This window comes from Salegentibacter sp. Hel_I_6 (assembly GCF_000745315.1).
Taxonomy (GTDB): Bacteria; Bacteroidota; Bacteroidia; order Flavobacteriales; family Flavobacteriaceae; genus Salegentibacter.
In genome coordinates this window covers 1,100,669-1,118,660 of the sequence record NZ_JQNQ01000001.1, presented here as the reverse complement: position 1 = coordinate 1,118,660, position 17,992 = coordinate 1,100,669, and the positions used below count along the sequence as shown (strand labels likewise).

General features: G+C 37.1%; 15 protein-coding genes. 10 read left to right on the top strand and 5 right to left on the bottom strand.

What is annotated here, in order from left to right; all coding sequences use genetic code 11:
- The first annotated feature begins 4 nt into the window (after positions 1-4).
- Positions 5-1,315 (top strand): AarF/ABC1/UbiB kinase family protein, encoded by a 1,311-nt coding sequence (locus tag FG27_RS05015; RefSeq protein WP_037316352.1) that lies wholly within the window; start codon positions 5-7, stop codon positions 1,313-1,315.
- Between the two features lie 231 nt (positions 1,316-1,546).
- Here the strand turns inward: FG27_RS05015 and FG27_RS05010 are convergent, their stop codons facing one another.
- The 4 genes from FG27_RS05010 to FG27_RS04995 all read right to left on the bottom strand — a co-directional run bounded on the left by FG27_RS05010 (position 1,547) and on the right by FG27_RS04995 (position 8,311).
- The gene (locus tag FG27_RS05010; RefSeq protein WP_037316349.1) at positions 1,547-3,976 is read right to left on the bottom strand and encodes a sodium-translocating pyrophosphatase; all 2,430 of its coding nucleotides are present in this window, start codon (positions 3,974-3,976) and stop codon (positions 1,547-1,549) included.
- Positions 3,977-4,089: 113 nt separating this feature from the next.
- Positions 4,090-4,608, bottom strand: a complete 519-nt coding sequence (locus tag FG27_RS05005) for an inorganic diphosphatase (protein WP_037316347.1) — start codon at positions 4,606-4,608, stop codon at positions 4,090-4,092.
- Between the two features lie 64 nt (positions 4,609-4,672).
- Entirely contained in the window at positions 4,673-7,171 is a 2,499-nt protein-coding gene (locus FG27_RS05000) for a DUF5686 and carboxypeptidase-like regulatory domain-containing protein (RefSeq protein WP_037316345.1), read from the bottom strand.
- A 159-nt stretch (positions 7,172-7,330) separates the two neighbouring features.
- On the bottom strand, positions 7,331-8,311 hold the full coding sequence (locus FG27_RS04995) for a pyruvate dehydrogenase complex E1 component subunit beta (RefSeq protein ID WP_037316343.1): 981 nt from the start codon (positions 8,309-8,311) through the stop codon (positions 7,331-7,333).
- 315 nt (positions 8,312-8,626) lie between these two features.
- Between FG27_RS04995 and FG27_RS04990 the strand changes: the two genes are divergently transcribed.
- From FG27_RS04990 to egtD, 9 genes are all read left to right on the top strand, one after another.
- Positions 8,627-9,373, top strand: a complete 747-nt coding sequence (locus FG27_RS04990; protein ID WP_037316341.1) for an electron transfer flavoprotein subunit beta/FixA family protein — start codon at positions 8,627-8,629, stop codon at positions 9,371-9,373.
- A gap of 131 nt (positions 9,374-9,504) precedes the next feature.
- Positions 9,505-10,467: an electron transfer flavoprotein subunit alpha/FixB family protein gene (locus tag FG27_RS04985; RefSeq protein ID WP_037316339.1), complete on the top strand. Its 963-nt coding sequence runs from the start codon at positions 9,505-9,507 to the stop codon at positions 10,465-10,467.
- 84 nt (positions 10,468-10,551) lie between these two features.
- Entirely contained in the window at positions 10,552-11,175 is a 624-nt protein-coding gene (locus tag FG27_RS04980; RefSeq protein WP_037316337.1) for a bifunctional nuclease family protein, read from the top strand.
- 11 nt (positions 11,176-11,186) lie between these two features.
- Positions 11,187-12,887, top strand: a complete 1,701-nt coding sequence (locus tag FG27_RS04975) for a NupC/NupG family nucleoside CNT transporter (RefSeq protein WP_037321958.1) — start codon at positions 11,187-11,189, stop codon at positions 12,885-12,887.
- An 84-nt stretch (positions 12,888-12,971) separates the two neighbouring features.
- On the top strand, positions 12,972-13,796 hold the full coding sequence (locus FG27_RS04970) for a thymidylate synthase (RefSeq protein WP_037316335.1): 825 nt from the start codon (positions 12,972-12,974) through the stop codon (positions 13,794-13,796).
- Between the two features lie 32 nt (positions 13,797-13,828).
- Complete coding sequence (locus tag FG27_RS04965; protein WP_037316331.1) at positions 13,829-14,206, top strand: energy transducer TonB; 378 nt, start codon at positions 13,829-13,831, stop codon at positions 14,204-14,206.
- A gap of 33 nt (positions 14,207-14,239) precedes the next feature.
- Positions 14,240-14,650, top strand: a complete 411-nt coding sequence (locus tag FG27_RS04960; RefSeq protein ID WP_037316328.1) for an energy transducer TonB — start codon at positions 14,240-14,242, stop codon at positions 14,648-14,650.
- A 101-nt stretch (positions 14,651-14,751) separates the two neighbouring features.
- A complete protein-coding gene (gene egtB / locus FG27_RS04955; RefSeq protein ID WP_037321956.1) occupies positions 14,752-15,915 on the top strand; it encodes an ergothioneine biosynthesis protein EgtB in 1,164 nt (387 codons plus the stop codon).
- A gap of 13 nt (positions 15,916-15,928) precedes the next feature.
- Complete coding sequence (gene egtD, locus FG27_RS04950) at positions 15,929-16,897, top strand: L-histidine N(alpha)-methyltransferase (RefSeq protein WP_037316324.1); 969 nt, start codon at positions 15,929-15,931, stop codon at positions 16,895-16,897.
- Here the strand turns inward: egtD and FG27_RS04945 are convergent.
- Positions 16,894-17,979, bottom strand: a complete 1,086-nt coding sequence (locus FG27_RS04945) for an aminotransferase class V-fold PLP-dependent enzyme (RefSeq protein ID WP_037316321.1) — start codon at positions 17,977-17,979, stop codon at positions 16,894-16,896. The two genes, egtD and FG27_RS04945, sit on opposite strands and share 4 nt — an antisense overlap.
- Between the last annotated feature and the right edge of the window lie 13 nt (positions 17,980-17,992).

The window sequence follows — 17,992 nt, the reverse complement described above, 5'->3', positions numbered from 1 at the left end:
ACAAATGAAAACAATAGATAAAATACCAACAGGCAAAATTGGCCGAACTTCAAAACTGATGCAAACCGGTGTGAAGTTAGGAGGTAATTACCTTAAATATTATAGCAAGAAAGCTTTTAATTCTGATTTTACTCGTGATGAATTAGATCAAAATAATGCTGATGATATTTATGATAGCCTTAAAAGCTTAAAAGGAAGCGCGCTAAAAGTGGCACAAATGCTTTCCATGGAAAAAAGCCTTTTACCAAATGCTTATGTGGAGAAATTTAGCCTTGCGCAGTTTAGCGTTCCGCCGCTTTCTGCGCCTTTAGTAAGAAAAACTTTTAAAAAATATAATGGGGGATATCCCGAAGAACTATATGATACTTTTGCAACCCAGTCGGTGAATGCGGCCAGTATAGGCCAGGTTCACAAGGCTTCTAAAGATGGGAAAAAACTTGCTGTGAAAATTCAATATCCTGGGGTTGCAGATAGTATCAGTTCAGATCTTGCGATGGTGAAACCAATTGCAACCAGGATGTTCAATCTTCAAGGAAAGGATTCTGAGAAATATTTTAAGGAAGTTGAAGGGAAATTACTCGAAGAAACAGATTATATTCTTGAAGTAAAACAGAGTAAAGAGATTTCTGAAGCTTGTTCCCATATTCCAAATCTAAAATTTCCGAAATATTACGAGGATCTATCCAGTGAGCGAATCATCACAATGGATTGGATGGATGGTAAGCATTTAAGCGAGTTTGCCAAAGAAAACAAAAGTCAGGAAAAAGCAGATAAAGTAGGACAGGCGCTATGGGATTTTTATATGTACCAAATGCACGTGCTTAAAGAAGTACACGCCGATCCTCATCCGGGAAATTTTTTAATAGATAAAGATGCAAATCTTATAGCGATAGATTTTGGTTGCATCAAGCAGGTGCCAGATGATTTTTATGTGCCGTACTTTGAATTAGCGAAGAAAGAAAATATCAATAATCCTGAATTTTTCAATAAAAAATTATTTGAACTGGAAATTTTAAGGGAAGATGATACTGAAAGAGAAATCAAATATTTTTCAGAGTTATTCTATCAAATGTTGAGCTTGTTTACGAGTCCGTTTCATGAAGAAACTTTTGATTTTGCAGATGAAACATTTTGGAGTTCAATAACCGAATTAAGTGAAAAATACAGTAAAGATACAGAACTGAGAAAAATGAACGGAAATCGTGGTAGTAAACACTTCCTGTATATCAACCGAACATTTTTTGGATTATATAATTTATTGCACGATCTCGAAGCAAAAATCGAGGTGAACAAGTTCCGCGATTATATGTCATAATTGTTGGTTTTATTTATTGGTTAGGTTGTGGAAGAGCGTTGTTACCGTCCCTATGGTAATGGCGCTTTTCCTATTTATTAAGGGAATTGAAAGAGAAAAGGCTGTTTGAGAAATCTTAAAACCGTCATCCTGAACTTGTTTCAGGATCTAACATGTTAGAAGCTGAAACAAGTTCAGGTTGACGAAAAGAGTATATTCAAACAGCCTCTTTTTTCTAAAATTTAAAAATTATCAGGCCTTGTCTTTTAAATCCTGTATTTGTTTTTCTACTTCAGCTTTACTTCCGGTAAAGGTTTTTTGTTGAACTTTGGTTTCTCCTTTTCTAGTGGTGGTGATCCTAACTTTAGCAATAGTTTCATTTCCTTTGGATGTCATATTCACCTGGATTTCTTCTGAACTATTCCCGGTAATTTCCGTAGCATTTTGTTCATTTTCTATAAAAGCGCCTTCATTTGGAACGTCGGTTTCGGTATGCCCACCAAGAATTGGCGCGATCACCAAACCAATTAGACAGGTAAGTTTAATTAGAATGTTCATAGAAGGTCCTGAGGTGTCTTTAAACGGATCGCCAACAGTATCTCCGGTAACCGCAGCTTTATGCGCTTCAGAGCCTTTGTAGGTCATCTCACCATTAATCATAACCCCAGCTTCAAAAGACTTTTTTGCATTATCCCAGGCGCCACCGGCATTATTTTGAAAAATCGCCCAAAGTACACCGCTTACGGTAACTCCCGCCATATACCCCCCAAGCATTTCAGCAATTAAAACATTTTCATAACCAAAAATCATGGGTAATAAAGTAATAGCAATAGGGAAGCCAATGGTTAAAACACCCGGCAACAACATTTCTTTAAGTGCAGCTTGTGTTGAGATCTCCACACACTTATCATATTGCGGTTTTGCGGTTCCCTCCATAATTCCGGGAATTTCCTTAAACTGTCGTCTCACTTCTTCTACCATTTTCATAGCCGCTTTCCCAACCGATTTCATCGCTAATGCCGAAAAAACAACCGGCACCATTCCACCAATAAATAACATTGCTAAAACAGGAGCTTTAAAAATATTGATTCCGTCAATACCGGTAAAAGTTACATAAGCGGCAAAAAGTGCTAAAGAGGTAAGTGCTGCTGAAGCAATCGCAAAACCTTTTCCAGTAGCCGCAGTAGTATTTCCTACGGAATCCAATATATCGGTACGTTCTCTAACTTCAGCGGGAAGTTCACTCATTTCTGCGATTCCACCGGCATTATCGGCAATAGGTCCAAAAGCATCAATTGCCAATTGCATAGCGGTTGTAGCCATCATTGCTGAAGCTGCTAAAGCGACTCCGTAAAATCCAGCGAAAGCATAAGAAGCCCAAATGGCCAGGGCAAATAACAAAACAGATAAAAAAGTAGAGATCATTCCGGTTGCGAGTCCAGCGATTATGTTTGTTCCGGCTCCCGTACTTGAATTTTGTACGATAGAAAGTACTGGTTTTTTACCCAAACCTGTATAATATTCAGTTACTGCAGAAATTACCCCACCAACTACAATTCCCACTAAACAGGCATAAAACACCCTAATAGAATCTATAGCAATATATTCGAAGCCTTCAGCGCCACCAATAAAGAAGCCCATAGTTAGTGTCTCTTTTGGGAGCATCCAGGTTACCAGGAAATAACTGGCTACGGCTACAAGAGCAATTGCTGTCCAGTTTCCAATATTTAAGGCTTTTTGGACTTCAGCTTCTTTTGCTGTATTACTGCTAATTTTAACTAAAAGTGTTCCGATAATTGAAATTATAATTCCGGCGCCGGCGATAGCCATTGGTAATAAAATAGGGCCTATTCCGCCAAACCCGGAATCGACGATATTTCCACCCATATCTTCAATTATATAATTTCCCAATACCATTGCGGCGAGAACAGTAGCTACATAACTTCCAAAGAGGTCGGCTCCCATTCCTGCTACATCACCTACGTTATCCCCCACATTATCAGCAATGGTAGCTGGATTTCTTGGATCGTCTTCAGGAATTCCCGCTTCTACTTTACCCACTAAATCGGCACCAACATCGGCAGCTTTGGTATAGATACCGCCACCAACACGGGCAAATAAGGCTATAGATTCAGCTCCAAGTGAAAATCCGGCAAGCGTTTCAAGAACGATAGTCATCTGGCCAGTACTTGTCCATGCTCCACCCATAAAAAAATGATAGAAGAATATGAAAAATGCGGTGAGCCCAAGTACGGCTAAACCGGCAACCCCCAATCCCATAACAGTACCACCTCCAAAAGATACCTTTAAGGCCTGGGGTAGGCTGGTTCTGGCTGCCTGGGTGGTGCGCACATTACTTTGGGTAGCTATTTTCATTCCCATATTTCCTGCCAGGGCAGAGAAGAATGCACCAAAGATAAAAGCAACAATAATTAGATAATGGGTAGTAGGTACTATGTACGCAACTGCGGCCAGGGCAATGCTGGCACCAATTACAAAAAAGCTTAATAATCTATATTCTGCATTTAAAAAGGCAAGTGCTCCTTCGTAGATGTGAGCAGCAATATCTTTCATTTTTCCGTCCCCGGCATCCTGTTTCATTACCCAGGATCTTTTAACCCACATAAAAATGAGTCCTATAATAGCCAATATTGCAGGCATATAAATCATCATTGATTCCATATTAATTGTTAAGTTTTAGTTAATATGGCTAATGTAGTAAATCGGCTATAATTAAAAAAGCAATAACTTTTTAAGGTTATTGCTTTTAAATTATCAAAAATATGTTGTTTTAATTATGGTAGTATTCCAAAACGGTCCTTGTCACCATCATAATTCTCAAAACGGTCTATACAATCCTGAATAATTTTACGCGCCTCATTAGCATCGCCCCAACCACCAACATCTACTTTTTTCTTCTCAAGATCTTTGTAAACTTTAAAGAAATGTTCAATTTCTTTGATCATGTGGCCATTAAGTTCTTTAAGATCGTTCAATCTATTCCAAATAGGATCTGAAACCGGCACACAAATAATTTTCTCATCTGGTCCCTTTTCATCGGCCATATGGAAAACACCAATTGGCTTAACTTCCATAACCACACCAGGGAAAGTTGGCTCGCTTACCAACACTAAAACATCTAATGGGTCACTATCCAGAGCAAGCGTGTTGGGGATAAACCCATAATCTGCAGGGTACATCATGGAAGAAAAGATCATCCTGTCATAACGGACTTTCTTTAACTCAAAATCATACTCATACTTGTTTCTACTCCCTTTCGGGATCTCTATTAATACATCAAAACTATCTGACATTTTCTTTCGTTTTTCTCAATTAAGGGCGGCAAATATAGTGAAAATCAATATTAATTCGGCTTATTTAGAAGTGAAAACCGAAGGAAGCTGTAATTGCAAAATTTCGGGCTTCGGGAATTTGACGATAATTACCTCTAAAATGCGCTTCCAGGCTTAAAAATTTAAAAATATTGCCAACACCAAAACTATACTCATAGTAAGGTTCCCTGTTGGGCGCTCGCAGCATTATTCCTGATGCGTTTAATTGTTTATTTTCTTCTGAAATTTCTCCCCAAACCCCGCGAATACCTATTAATTCTCGCAAATTTAAATCTCGTAAAAGTGGAATCCTGGCAAAAAGCCTTCCATTGAAATTATGATTAAAATGTGCTGAAATATAGGTGTCCGTTACAAATTCATAGAAATTAAGTACGGGAAATGAATTGTACATTGCGAAATATGTTTGATTTCCCGGGACTACATTTAAGAGTCCTAAAGGAACTTCTCCAAAGGTTTTTCCTGCTTCTAAACTGGCATTAGCTCTCCCAAATCCACCAATTCTAAGAGGCTGATCGTAATAAAATTGCAGTTTTTTATAATCGAAATCGCTATTTAGAATATTCTTAAGACCTAATGTATAGTTTAGGAAAAACGTAGGAAATTCTTCATCGTTCACCACATTTCGTTCTACTCCAAATCCCGAAGTTTCTCTGCCGGGGGTATAGGTGAAAATACTGGAAATTTCGGTTTGCTTTATTTCTGAAGCCGTTTCTGTAAAGGTTTCATCTATATAATAATCTAAACTAAAAGTAGGGGAGGCCGAGCTTATTTCGCGGTAGGCAGCACCAAATCGAATATTAAAATTATACCAGGGTTCAATTTCCAGATTAAAAGTGCTTAAATCTATATTACTTAGTTTCGTGTTATCTCCAACACTAACAAGTCCCGAAGAGGCGAGACTACGCCCCAAAACATCGGTAGTGTTATTGGTTAAACTAGCGCCTAACTGCTCAATATCCCGTCTTTTTCCGCCAGAAATAATTAAACGGGATTGGGGATCTAACAACCATTTTCCTGAAATTCCATATTTAAATTTATCATCCTTAAACCCGTAGGCTAAATACCCTTCAATTCTCCAGGGATCGTGTTGGCCAAAATAGGTTCTTCCACCCACACGAGTTCTAAATCCTTCAATTTGGTTATAATCAAATAATGAATAAACCGGTCCAAAATCCCAGCCATTAAATTCTACATAACCAGATTCCGCGATAGTTGCGATATCATATATCCTCCTAAAAGCAGGTACCTTCCTTAAACTATCTAACATAGCATAAATACCTTCTTCTTCATTATTTAAGTTCTCGAGGCGGTTTTCATTCCAAAATGATTCTTCCCTTTTATAAATTTCTTCGTTGAAATTATATACTCTTTTATTATAAAATTCTTTTGCTTTTTTCTGGTTAAAGGTATATTCATCAAAAATGCGAGTGCGTTTTGCGTAAACTCCTTTTGAAGTTTCTTTCTTGGTTAATGAGAAATTAGCCTGAAAATAATCTTTAGAAATCAGAAAAACAGAATCGTTAAGCACTTCAAATTCCTGTTCTATATATAGTTCTTTTACCCAGTTTATATTGGCATCACGAGAAGCTTCAAGATTAATTTTCTTTACCGCCCAGGTGGTATCATTAACCCAAAAATCTCCTTTAAAAGTCAGCTCGTTTTCCCGTCTTGGATAATAAATAATATTATAACACCATTTATCTTCTATATATGTACTATCGCTTAATACATAATTATAGTTGTTGATGCCTGTTTTGGAAAGGGGACTCACAAAACTCTTGTCAAAAACCTTGATATAATTATTATAGACATCATATTCATCGGCTACATCTTTAACGGCGGCGATAAGATTTTGGTTTTGCTCAAAGCCGGAATTTTTATTTCCTAAGAGATCTTCTCTTTTCTCATTATCAACATTGTCACCGTAAACTTTTGAAACAGATTCATTGATGAAAATTGGTAAATAACTTCTTCCTGAAATCCTATTAGTGTCGGTATAATCAAAAATAAATTCCATCCCATTGAAAAGCGGGTTTTTTACCACGGAACTGTCAATTCCATCCAGGTCAAACTCCAATTTTTCGTATCTTTTATACTCGTATTGTTTAAAAGCCGAAACCCCATTGCTTCGCTTATTTTCCCATATTTTTCGAAGAATATCTAATGCCGGGTTGTTGTTTTTTGAAGTTTTTCCCCTTGAAATTAGAACTTCGTCCAAATTAGAAGTTTCTTCATTTAAAACAATTTCCAGATCAAGGTTTGTTTTTTGCTGAAGTTGGATTATTTCAGTCTTATAACCTACAGAAGAAATTTTAAGCTCGGCATAATCATTTTTACTTTGTAAATAAAATTTCCCATTTTCGCCTGAAGTTGTTCCTTCTGAAGATTTATTAAAAATCACCGTTACAAACGGAAGCGATTGCCCGGTAGAATCTTTCACCACACCACCAACTTTGGTTTGGGCTATTCCCAGAATACAGGTAAATAAGAAGAGGAAAGTGAAGAGTTGTGATCTATTAATCATAAGACAAAAAAAACTTCACCGAATTAACATCCGATGAAGTTTCAAATTTATAAGGAATTTTTCTATTTATTTATAAGTTTAAGCCTATACTTGGAGTTACACATAAACTTACAATTAATTGACTGTATTGCTAATTTTTGCCACCGGCATTGTGCTGGTTTAGTCAATATACATAACCTGCTTTACTGCTTTAATTACATCGTCGCTATTTGGCAACCATTCTTTAAGTAAAACAGGAGAGTAAGGAGCTGGAGTATCGGCAGTATTTATTTTTACTATTGGCGCATCTAAATAATCAAAAGCTTTAGATTGCACCTGGTAAGTAATTTCGGTAGCAATATTGCCAAAAGGCCAGGCCTCTTCCAAAATCACCAAACGATTGGTTTTCTTTACAGATTCAAGAATGGTCTCGTGATCCATTGGTCGAATGGTTCTAAGATCTATGATCTCACAAGAAATATCGTCTTCAGCTAATTTATCTGCTGCTTTATAGGCCTCTTTTATAATTTTTCCGAAAGAAACAATAGTTACATCACTACCTTCTCTTTTAATATCGGCTTTCCCAATTTCAATTACATATTCATCTTCTGGCACTTCACCCTTATCTCCATACATCTGTTCACTTTCCATAAAGATCACAGGATCATCGTCACGAATGGCAGCTTTAAGCAAGCCTTTCGCGTCATAAGGATTTGAAGGAACAATAACTTTTAAGCCCGGGCAATTAGCAAACCAGCTTTCAAAAGCCTGTGAGTGCGTTGCACCTAATTGACCTGCAGAGGCGGTTGGCCCTCTAAAAACGATAGGAATATTAAATTGCCCACCACTCATTTGGCGCATTTTTGCCGCGTTATTTATAATCTGGTCAATTCCAACTAAAGAGAAATTAAAGGTCATAAACTCAATAATTGGCCTGTTACCATTCATTGCTGAACCTACACCAATTCCCGAAAAACCAAGCTCGGCAATTGGGGTATCTATAACACGATCAGGGCCAAATTCGTCTAACATACCTTTAGAGGCTTTGTAAGCACCATTATATTCTGCTACTTCTTCGCCCATTAAATAAATGGTATCGTCTTTTCGCATCTCTTCGCTCATTGCTTGCTGAATGGCCTCCCTAAATTGAATTGTCTTCATTATATATAATGCTAAATATTTTTATTCATATTAAAGGAACAAAAATAGTAATTCAATAAAGTTTTCACCACTAATAATCCACAAAAATTTGTAGGTCCTTTTAATCTCTAATAAAAACTAATATTCCAATTAGTAAATAATCATTTTCATTAAGCTTTTGCGACTTTATTTCATCATTTATATAACTTATTTAGGAATTCCATAATTTATGGGTAGATAAAATTCTTGAAATTTATTATGCGTGCATAGCATTTTTCGAATTAAATTATGTAACTTCGTAAACGAAATCGTTATAAATTTAAAAAACTCGCTATAATGAAAATATTAGTATGTATTAGTCACGTTCCTGATACTACCTCAAAAATCAATTTCACCGACGGCGATTCGAAATTCGATACCAACGGAGTGAATTTTGTAATTAACCCAAATGATGAATTTGGACTTACTCGCGCTATGTGGTTTAAAGAAAAGCAAGGCGCAAGTGTAGATGTAGTAAATGTAGGTGGCGCTGAAACAGAACCAACTTTAAGAAAAGCCCTGGCTATTGGAGCCGATAATGCTATAAGAGTAGATACTCCTGCAACCGATGGTTTCCAGGTAGCCAAACAACTTGCAAAAGTTGCGAAAGATGGCGGATATGATCTTGTTATTGCCGGCCGTGAATCTATAGATTATAATGGCGGAATGGTACCGGGAATGCTTGCTGCAATTCTGGATGCTAACTTTGTAAATAACTGCATCAGTTTAGAAATTGATGGTGATAAAGCCAAAGCTATTCGTGAAATAGACGGTGGTAAAGAAACTTTAACAGCTTCTCTTCCATTGGTAATTGGTGGTCAAAAAGGTTTGGTTGAAGAAAGCGACCTTAAGATCCCAAATATGCGTGGAATTATGCAAGCGCGTAAAAAACCTTTAAATGTTGTGGCTGCAGAAGAAGTTTCTGTTCAAACCGAAGCTGTGAAATTTGAAAAACCAGCTCCAAAAGGAGATGTAAAACTTATTGACCCTGAAAATCTTGACGAATTGATAGATTTACTTCATAACGAAGCAAAAGCAATATAATTTAGAAGAAGCCTCACAGGTTTTTAAAACCTTTGAGATTTGAAAAGATTAAATAAGATTTCCGCTTTAGAATGTGGAAAAAATATAAAATAGTATTTCCGCCTTCGCGGAAATGACAAAAATAAATAGATATGTCAGTTTTAGTATATACAGAGACCGAAGATGGCAAGTTTAAAAAAGCTGCTTTTGAAGTTGCTTCTTATGCAAAAGAAGTAGCCGGTGGCGATGAAGTTGTTGCAGTTAGTTTTAACGCAACTGATACTTCTGAACTTGGAAATTATGGTGTTAGCAAAGTGCTTAACATCCAGAATGATAAATTGAGCAAATTTAATGCTGAAGCTTATGCAGATGCATTGACACAAGCTGTAAAAAAAGAAGGAAGTAAAATAGTTGTAGTAAGCCAGAGTGCGAACAGCAGATATTTAGCGCCTCTTTTAGCAGTACATTTAAATGCTGGTTACGCTTCAAACGTAATGGCTGCTCCAGAAAGCACCGATCCTTTTACGGTTAAAAGAAGTGCTTTTACCAATAAAGCATTCAATTTTACCAAAATCACTACCGATGTGAAAATAGTAGGATTGTCTCAAAATGCTTTCGGTTTAAAGGAGAATCAAGGTGATGCTACGGTTGAAGATTTTTCTCCGGAACTAAAAGAAGGAGACTTTACAGTGAATGTAGAATCGGTTGATAAAGCCAAAGATAAAGTAACCATCGCAGATGCTGAAGTAGTAGTTTCTGGTGGCCGCGGACTTAAAGGCCCTGAGAATTGGGGGATGATTGAAGAAATGGCCGATATTTTGGGTGCAGCAACCGCTTGCTCCAAGCCTGTAAGTGATATGGGCTGGAGACCACATAGTGAACACGTGGGGCAAACAGGAAAACCTGTTGCTTCAAATCTTTACATAGCTGTGGGTATTTCAGGAGCAATTCAGCATTTAGCTGGAATTAACGCTGCTAAAACCAAAGTAGTGATCAACAACGATCCTGAAGCGCCTTTCTTTAAAGCTGCAGATTATGGTGTGGTGGGTGATGCTTTTGAGATCGTACCTAAGCTAAACGAAAAACTAAAGGAATTTAAAGCGAAAAACGCATAATTTTTATAACTTGCACCCCTTAAAAGGGCTGTCTAAATGTAGTGAAAAGTCCTGCTTTAGACAGCCCTTTTTAATTGATGATATATGAGTTTAGTGCGCCTTAATATAAAAGGAATTTCTTATAGTCAAACCCAAAACGGAGCTTACGCTTTAATCCTGAGCGAGGTAGATGGTGAACGTAAACTTCCCATAGTTATTGGAGCTTTTGAAGCGCAATCTATCGCGATTGCCCTGGAAAAAGAGATTAAACCTCCACGCCCGTTAACCCACGACCTTTTTAAAAATTTTGCAGATCGGTTTGAAATTACCGTTAAACAGGTAATTATCCATAAACTGGTAGATGGCGTTTTTTATTCCAGTCTTATTTGCGAACGCGATAAGATTGAAGAAATTATAGATGCGCGTACAAGCGATGCCATTGCTTTGGCCTTAAGATTTGACGCCCCCATCTTTACCTATAAAAATATTCTTGACAAGGCCGGTATCTTCTTAAAAGGCGATGAAGGCGAACAGGTGCCTTCAGAAAAACAAGAAGAAGAAATAATTTCAGAGGAATTACTTCCCGATGATATTGATATAAAATCTGACGATACAAATTACAAAAAACTTTCTCTAGACGAGCTTAAAACGCTCCTCTCCCAGGCCGTAAACAATGAAGATTACGAAAAGGCGGCACGCATAAGGGACGAAATATCCAAACGCAAATAATGCTCGCATTTATGAATAAAACCTGGTTTTGCCTGATTTTAGTTCTGTTAAGTGTTACCAGCACTTTTTCTCAAAACATTTCAAAAACCTGGAGCTTAGATACAGAGCAACAAGATTCTGGCCAGGAGACTTTCATTAACGGGAACACTTTAAATCTAGACGAAGGTTTATTCAGCATAACTAAAGCTGAAGACACGCTTGCGACAGGAGATTATATCTTTCAAAACAAACTGCTTGTACTTTTTTATAACAGCCCCGAAGATAGTATTGTAAATTACAGGGTTTCCACATTAACCGATTCCAGTCTCGTTATTAACCAGGCGAATAAGGAATTTTATTTTAAAGATTCCGGTTTCAATGATCCACAGGAGGTTATCCCGGCTCCCATGGTAAAGGAAATGATACCCAGTGCAGGACTTTCTGTAAGCAGTATTGGCCGTGGTGTACTAGGGATGTTCACCTTGCTTATAATCGCGTTTTTATTTAGTAGTAATCGAAAAGCGATTAACTGGAAGACCGTTTTAATTGGTCTTAGTGCGCAACTATTGCTCGCTATCGGAGTTTTAAAGGTTACGTTTATTCAGAATATATTCGAATTTGTGGGTAATATTTTCGTGCTTATTCTTGATTTTACTGCCGCAGGTAGTGAATTTCTGCTTGGTGGTATGATGGATGTAGAAAGTTTTGGCTTTATCTTCCTTTTTCAGGTTTTACCTACCATTATTTTCTTTTCAGCTTTAACTTCGGTATTATTTTACCTGGGTGTGATACAAATTGTAGTAAAGGGACTGGCCTATATTCTTACTAAGCTACTAGGTATCTCTGGTGCGGAAAGCTTGAGCGTTGCCGGTAATATTTTTCTTGGTCAAACCGAAGCCCCGCTTATGATAAAAGCCTACCTGGAACGTATGACGCGTTCTGAAATACTTCTGGTAATGATTGGCGGGATGGCCACGGTTGCCGGAGGAGTTTTAGCCGCTTACATTGGCTTTTTGGGTGGCGATGATCCAGAACTTAGGCTTCAATTCGCAAAACACCTGCTGGCAGCATCAGTAATGGCGGCACCTGGAGCGATTGTAGTTTCAAAAATATTATATCCGCAGCAAAATAAAGTCAATACCAATGTAGATGTTTCTTCTGATAAAATTGGATCGAATATTCTTGACGCTATAGCCAATGGTACTACCGAAGGTTTAAAACTCGCAGCCAATGTGGCAGCGATGCTTTTGGTTTTTATTGCCTTTATCGCAATGATAAATTATGTGCTAAACTGGACAGGTTCCTGGACAGGTCTAAATGCTATTTTAGCTGAAAATACTCCATATTCCGGGTTTTCCCTGGAATCTATTCTTGGGATTATTTTCGCACCCTTAATGTGGCTTATCGGTGTCGCGAAGGAAGATATGATGCTTATGGGCCAACTGCTGGGAATTAAACTCGCTGCAAGTGAATTTGTAGGATATGTTCAATTGGCTGATCTTAAAAACACTGCAAACGCACTGAGTCTTAATTATGAAAAATCGGTAATTATGGCTACTTATATGCTTTGTGGATTTGCAAATTTTGCATCCATAGGAATTCAAATTGGTGGAATTGGCTCGCTGGCACCGGGGCAAAGAAAAACTTTATCTGAATTTGGTATGAAAGCACTAATTGGCGGAACTATTGCATCGTTACTTTCAGCAACGATCGCCGGGATGATCATTGGTTAATTTAAAAAATACCTTTCCGAATTTTATTTGAGAAGCTTTTGCTTTTGCTATTTTAGCAAAATTAATCTTCTGTACCCTAAACTTATGAAACAATATCACGAGCTTTTACAACATATTTTAGATAACGGAACCGATAAAGGAGACCGTACAGGCACTGGAACCAGAAGCGTATTTGGCCACCAATTACGATTTGATCTTAGCGAGGGTTTTCCCATGGTTACAACTAAAAAACTACATTTAAAATCTATTATTTATGAATTACTGTGGTTTTTAAAGGGTGATACCAATGTTGAATATTTGCAGGAAAACGGAGTTAGAATTTGGAATGAATGGGCCGATGAGAAGGGCGATCTTGGTCCCGTTTATGGCAAACAATGGCGTAACTGGAATGGCGAAGAAATAGACCAGATTGCTGAGATCGTAGAAACTTTAAAGAAAAATCCTAACAGTCGAAGAATGCTTGTTTCAGCCTGGAATCCTTCAGTGATGCCAGATTCTTCAAAATCCTTTTCAGAAAATGTAGCGAATGGAAAAGCGGCACTTCCGCCTTGTCATGCATTTTTTCAATTTTATGTTTCCGATGGAAAACTGTCACTGCAGCTTTTTCAAAGAAGCGCCGATGTTTTCCTTGGGGTACCTTTTAATATCGCCTCTTATGCATTATTCACGATGATGATGGCGCAGGTTTGCGGCTACGAAGCGGGAGATTTTATTCACACCTTTGGCGATGTTCATATTTACAGTAATCATATGGAGCAGGTGAAACTGCAACTTTCCAGAGAACCCAGGGCTTTACCAAAAATGAAAATCAATAAGGAAATAAAAGATATTTTTGGATTTGACTATAAAGATTTTAAATTAGAAGATTATAATCCGCATCCGGGAATTAAAGCGAAGGTTGCGGTGTAAAATAAAATCAATAATTAAAAATTTTAAAATTTATGAAAAAGTTAATGCTTATCGCATGTTTTGTTATTGGAGGTCTAACTACAGCTGAAGCGCAACAAACCTCACCGGTTTGGCCAGGGTGTGAAGATGCTGAAGATACAAAAGCCTGTTTTAATCAAAAACTATCAGAACATGTAAGAGAGAATTATGAATACCCACAAAACGAAGATGGCGATTATGTTAGGGGTAAAGTAAAAATCTCTTTTACGATAACAGAAGAAGGAAAAGCTGTAGTGAATTCAGTTGAAGGTGCTGAGCCAAAAGTAAATGAGGCAGCTAAAGAAATGATTGAAAAAATTCCAGATATGGAGCCTGGAACTTTACAGGGAGAACCAGATGATCGTAATTTCACCGTTCCTTTTAATTTCTAGAAACACCGTGTAATAACCGGAAACCTTTAAGCTATGAAAAAACTAATGTTTTACTTTTTCCTTCTAAGCGGTACTTTTGCCTTTGCGCAAGAGGATGTAGATGTAAAAGGTAACACGGTTACCACAAAAGAAAAAGCACCGGTATGGCCGGGATGCGAATCTAATGCAGACCAAAAAGCCTGTTTTGATCAACAGCTTTTAGATCACGTAAAGAATAATTATAAATATCCGCGTGATGAAAAAGGCGAGTTTGTAAGAGGAAAGGTAGTGGTTAAAATGCATGTAGACGAGGAAGGCAAAACAATAGTAACTTCAGTAAAAGGGGATAAAAAACCGGTAATTGCCGCAGTTGAAGAGATGCTAAAAAAGATTCCAGAAATGAAACCAGGCACCCGTGGAGGGAAAGCGACTAAGATTAGCTACACTCTACCTTTAAATCTTTAAGAGATGCGTTATACTTTAACTTGCCGTTAACTACCAAAGGTTTCAGACGGAACGAAAAAATTGTAAATTTGAGTGGTACCCATAAAAGTACCACTTTTTTTATGCAGTCACAGGAACAATTACTCGAATTTTTTAATGAAACCAGGGCCCATTCTGAACTTATTTGTTCATTTTTGGAAATCGAAGATTACGTGGTGCAGCCCACAGAAGATGTTTCTCCACCCAAATGGCACCTGGGGCATACTACCTGGTTTTTTGAAGAATTTGTTCTAAAACCAAACTCGAAAGATTATAAGCTTTTCGATGAAAATTCAGCTTACGTTTTTAATAGTTATTACGAAAGCGTAGGTGAAAAAGTAATACGTACCAATCGTGGTAATTTATCACGACCAACAGTTGCCTGGGTTTACGAATACCGAAATCACGTTTCTAAAGCCATGCAGCAATTTCTGAAAGATGAAAAAATTTCAGAAGAGCTTTGCAGTGTTGTTAAAATTGGTTGTCATCATGAAAAACAACACCAGGAACTTCTGCTTACCGATATTAAATATATCCTCGGAAACAATCCGTTATTTCCAGAATATAACGATCAATTTAGAGAAAATCCCATCCAGGATTTTAAGCAGGAATGGATCTCAATTTCTGAAGGTGTTTATGAAGTAGGCCATAAATCTGACGATTTTTGTTACGATAACGAGCAGGGTGTTCATAAGGTTTACCTTAATGATTATAAAATTTCAAATAAACTGGTCACTAATGCTGAGTTTATAGAATTTATAGAAGCTGGAGCTTATAAAGATGTACTTCTATGGCACGCTGAAGGCTGGGACTGGGTAAACAACAACAAAATTGAAGCGCCTTTTTATTGGCACCAAGTGAATGGGGAATGGCAGCAATATACCCTAAACGGACTTAAGAAATTAATTCCTGAAGCCCCACTAAGTCACATTTCATATTTTGAAGCTTTTGCTTTTGCGCAATGGAAAGGTTTGAGACTGCCTACCGAATTTGAATGGGAAACCGCACAACAATATTTTAAATGGGGAGACCGCTGGGAATGGACAGAAAGTGCGTATTCCCCATACCCAAATTACATAAAGCCAGATGGCGCGCTTGGCGAATATAACGGCAAATTTATGGTAAGTCAAAAAGTATTAAGAGGAGCTTCAGTAGCTACTTCTTCGAAACATACAAGACCAACTTATCGCAATTTTTTTCACCCACATTTACGCTGGCAGTTCACAGGATTGAGACTGACCAAATAACTTACATACCTAAATGAAAACCACACAAACCACATTTCAATCGGCTTTTGAAGAAGATGTTTATAAAGGCCTTACCAGTTTTCCAAAATATTTGCTTTCAAAATATATATATGATCAAAAAGGAGATAAGCTGTTTCAGCAAATTATGGCGATGCCAGAGTATTATCTTACCAACTGCGAATTAAATATCCTAAAAAATCATAAAGACGCAATAGCGGATATAATTAATAAAGAAGGCGGATTTGATCTTATTGAATTAGGTGCCGGCGATGGCAAGAAAACAAAGATTCTTTTGCAACATTTGGTAGATAAAGAATACGATTTTAATTATTTACCTATAGATATTAGTCAGCATGTTTTAGAAGAACTGGAGAGCTCTTTAAAAAGCGAAATCCCTGAAGTTAAGGTAAAGATCCAACAGGGAACTTATTTTAAAACACTTGAAAACCTTGCCGATTATAGTGCAAGAAAAAAAGTGATTTTATTTCTTGGCTCCAACATTGGAAACCTTTTGCACGAAAATGCGATTGAGTTTCTTCGGAATATAAAAGAGGCTATGACGCAGGAGGATATGCTTTTTATGGGCTTTGACCAGAAAAAAGATCCTCAAAAAATTCTGGATGCTTATAATGATCCAACTGGAATTACTGAAGCATTTAATAAAAATCTTCTAACCAGGATTAACCGTGAAATGGATGCTAACTTTAATCTTGATAATTTTCTGCATTGGGAAACTTATGATCCTGAATCTGGTACTGCAAAAAGTTTTCTGGTAAGTAAAGTTCAGCAAAAGATAGCCATTAATAGATTGGATTTGGAAGTGAATTTTGACGCGTGGGAAAGCATACATACCGAAATTTCACAAAAATATGACGATACGGTTGTTGCCTGGCTGGCGGAAGAAGCCGGTTTGGAAATTCAAACGAGCTTTCAGGATAATGAGAATTGCTATAAAAATTACATTTTCAGGAAGAAAAGTTAAACACCGAATTTCTTTAATTCCTTTAATAAAAAATCCAGTTCTTTTTCAGTATTAAAATAGTGAAAACTTACTCTTATACCGTCCCCACGTTTGGAGACTATAATTTGTTTGCTTTTTAAATATTCAAATAATTTGTCGTCTCCTTTTAGATTAAAAATTGAGGAATGTGCTTTTCGCTTTACTACGCTTTCTTCCAGCAAGTTTAATTTTATAAACTCAGTTTTGGCTTTTTTGCTCAAAGAATTAATGCGTGAAGAAATTTCATTTATTCCTATTTTTTTAGTCAATTTTAAAGCTTCGGCTAAACTTCCGTAATTTAAAGTATCCTGGTGGCCGGGTTCAAATTTCCCTATAAAATTTCCTTCATGGGCTTTATATTTTCCCTGGAAAGAGCCAAACCCTAACGTTTTAGGCGAGATTTTGTTTTCTAATTTTTTTTTAAAGAGCATAAAGGCATTGCCATAACCGGCATTTAACCATTTATAAGTACTACAAATAAGAACATCCAAACCGCTTTGTTCAAAGTTTAATTGTTCTGTTCCGCAAAATTGGGTGCCATCAGCTATAAGCAAAGTCTCTGGATATTTTTCTTTTAAATCTCTTATAAAATCCAGGTCTATTTTTATACCGTTGAGATATTGCACCATACTAAAAGCAAAAAAATCGGGTTGTTGTTTTACAAAAGCTTCAGCTATATTTCTTTCTAAATTTGCATTAATTTCGGCATAATTAATTTCAAAATCCCTTGATCCTACGGACCAGTTTAGCGAGGGATAATCATTTTTCAACAATAATGCTTTATGGGGTTTTTCAAATCCTTCCAATAAGGTATTAAATCCGTAGGAAAAATTAGGAACCAGAGCTACCTGGGAAGGGGGACAGCCAAAAACTTCCCCGGTTAGTTCCCGGGTTTCGCTTAAAATTTTAGCTTGTTTATCTTTAAATACACTTGCACCTAATAGAAAATCTAAGTCGTGGTTTTGTCTAAACTCCCAAACTGCCTCTGGTAATAAGCCCGAGGCAGCTGTATTTAGATAAGTAAATTGTTCTAAAACCGGAAAGCCTTTTCTTAAATTCTCCATAATCCTATGCAAA

Coding starts and splice junctions, on each gene's coding strand:
- FG27_RS04985 (WP_037316339.1), top strand. CDS start 9,505: ATGTCAGTTTTAGTATATACAGAGACCGAAGATGGCAAGTTTAAAAAA.
- FG27_RS04990 (WP_037316341.1), top strand. CDS start 8,627: ATGAAAATATTAGTATGTATTAGTCACGTTCCTGATACTACCTCAAAA.
- FG27_RS04980 (WP_037316337.1), top strand. CDS start 10,552: ATGAGTTTAGTGCGCCTTAATATAAAAGGAATTTCTTATAGTCAAACC.
- FG27_RS05015 (WP_037316352.1), top strand. CDS start 5: ATGAAAACAATAGATAAAATACCAACAGGCAAAATTGGCCGAACTTCA.
- FG27_RS04970 (WP_037316335.1), top strand. CDS start 12,972: ATGAAACAATATCACGAGCTTTTACAACATATTTTAGATAACGGAACC.
- FG27_RS04995 (WP_037316343.1), bottom strand. CDS start 8,311: ATGAAGACAATTCAATTTAGGGAGGCCATTCAGCAAGCAATGAGCGAA.
- egtB (WP_037321956.1), top strand. CDS start 14,752: ATGCAGTCACAGGAACAATTACTCGAATTTTTTAATGAAACCAGGGCC.
- egtD (WP_037316324.1), top strand. CDS start 15,929: ATGAAAACCACACAAACCACATTTCAATCGGCTTTTGAAGAAGATGTT.
- FG27_RS05000 (WP_037316345.1), bottom strand. CDS start 7,171: ATGATTAATAGATCACAACTCTTCACTTTCCTCTTCTTATTTACCTGT.
- FG27_RS05010 (WP_037316349.1), bottom strand. CDS start 3,976: ATGGAATCAATGATGATTTATATGCCTGCAATATTGGCTATTATAGGA.
- FG27_RS04965 (WP_037316331.1), top strand. CDS start 13,829: ATGAAAAAGTTAATGCTTATCGCATGTTTTGTTATTGGAGGTCTAACT.
- FG27_RS05005 (WP_037316347.1), bottom strand. CDS start 4,608: ATGTCAGATAGTTTTGATGTATTAATAGAGATCCCGAAAGGGAGTAGA.
- FG27_RS04960 (WP_037316328.1), top strand. CDS start 14,240: ATGAAAAAACTAATGTTTTACTTTTTCCTTCTAAGCGGTACTTTTGCC.
- FG27_RS04975 (WP_037321958.1), top strand. CDS start 11,187: ATGAATAAAACCTGGTTTTGCCTGATTTTAGTTCTGTTAAGTGTTACC.
- FG27_RS04945 (WP_037316321.1), bottom strand. CDS start 17,979: ATGGAGAATTTAAGAAAAGGCTTTCCGGTTTTAGAACAATTTACTTAT.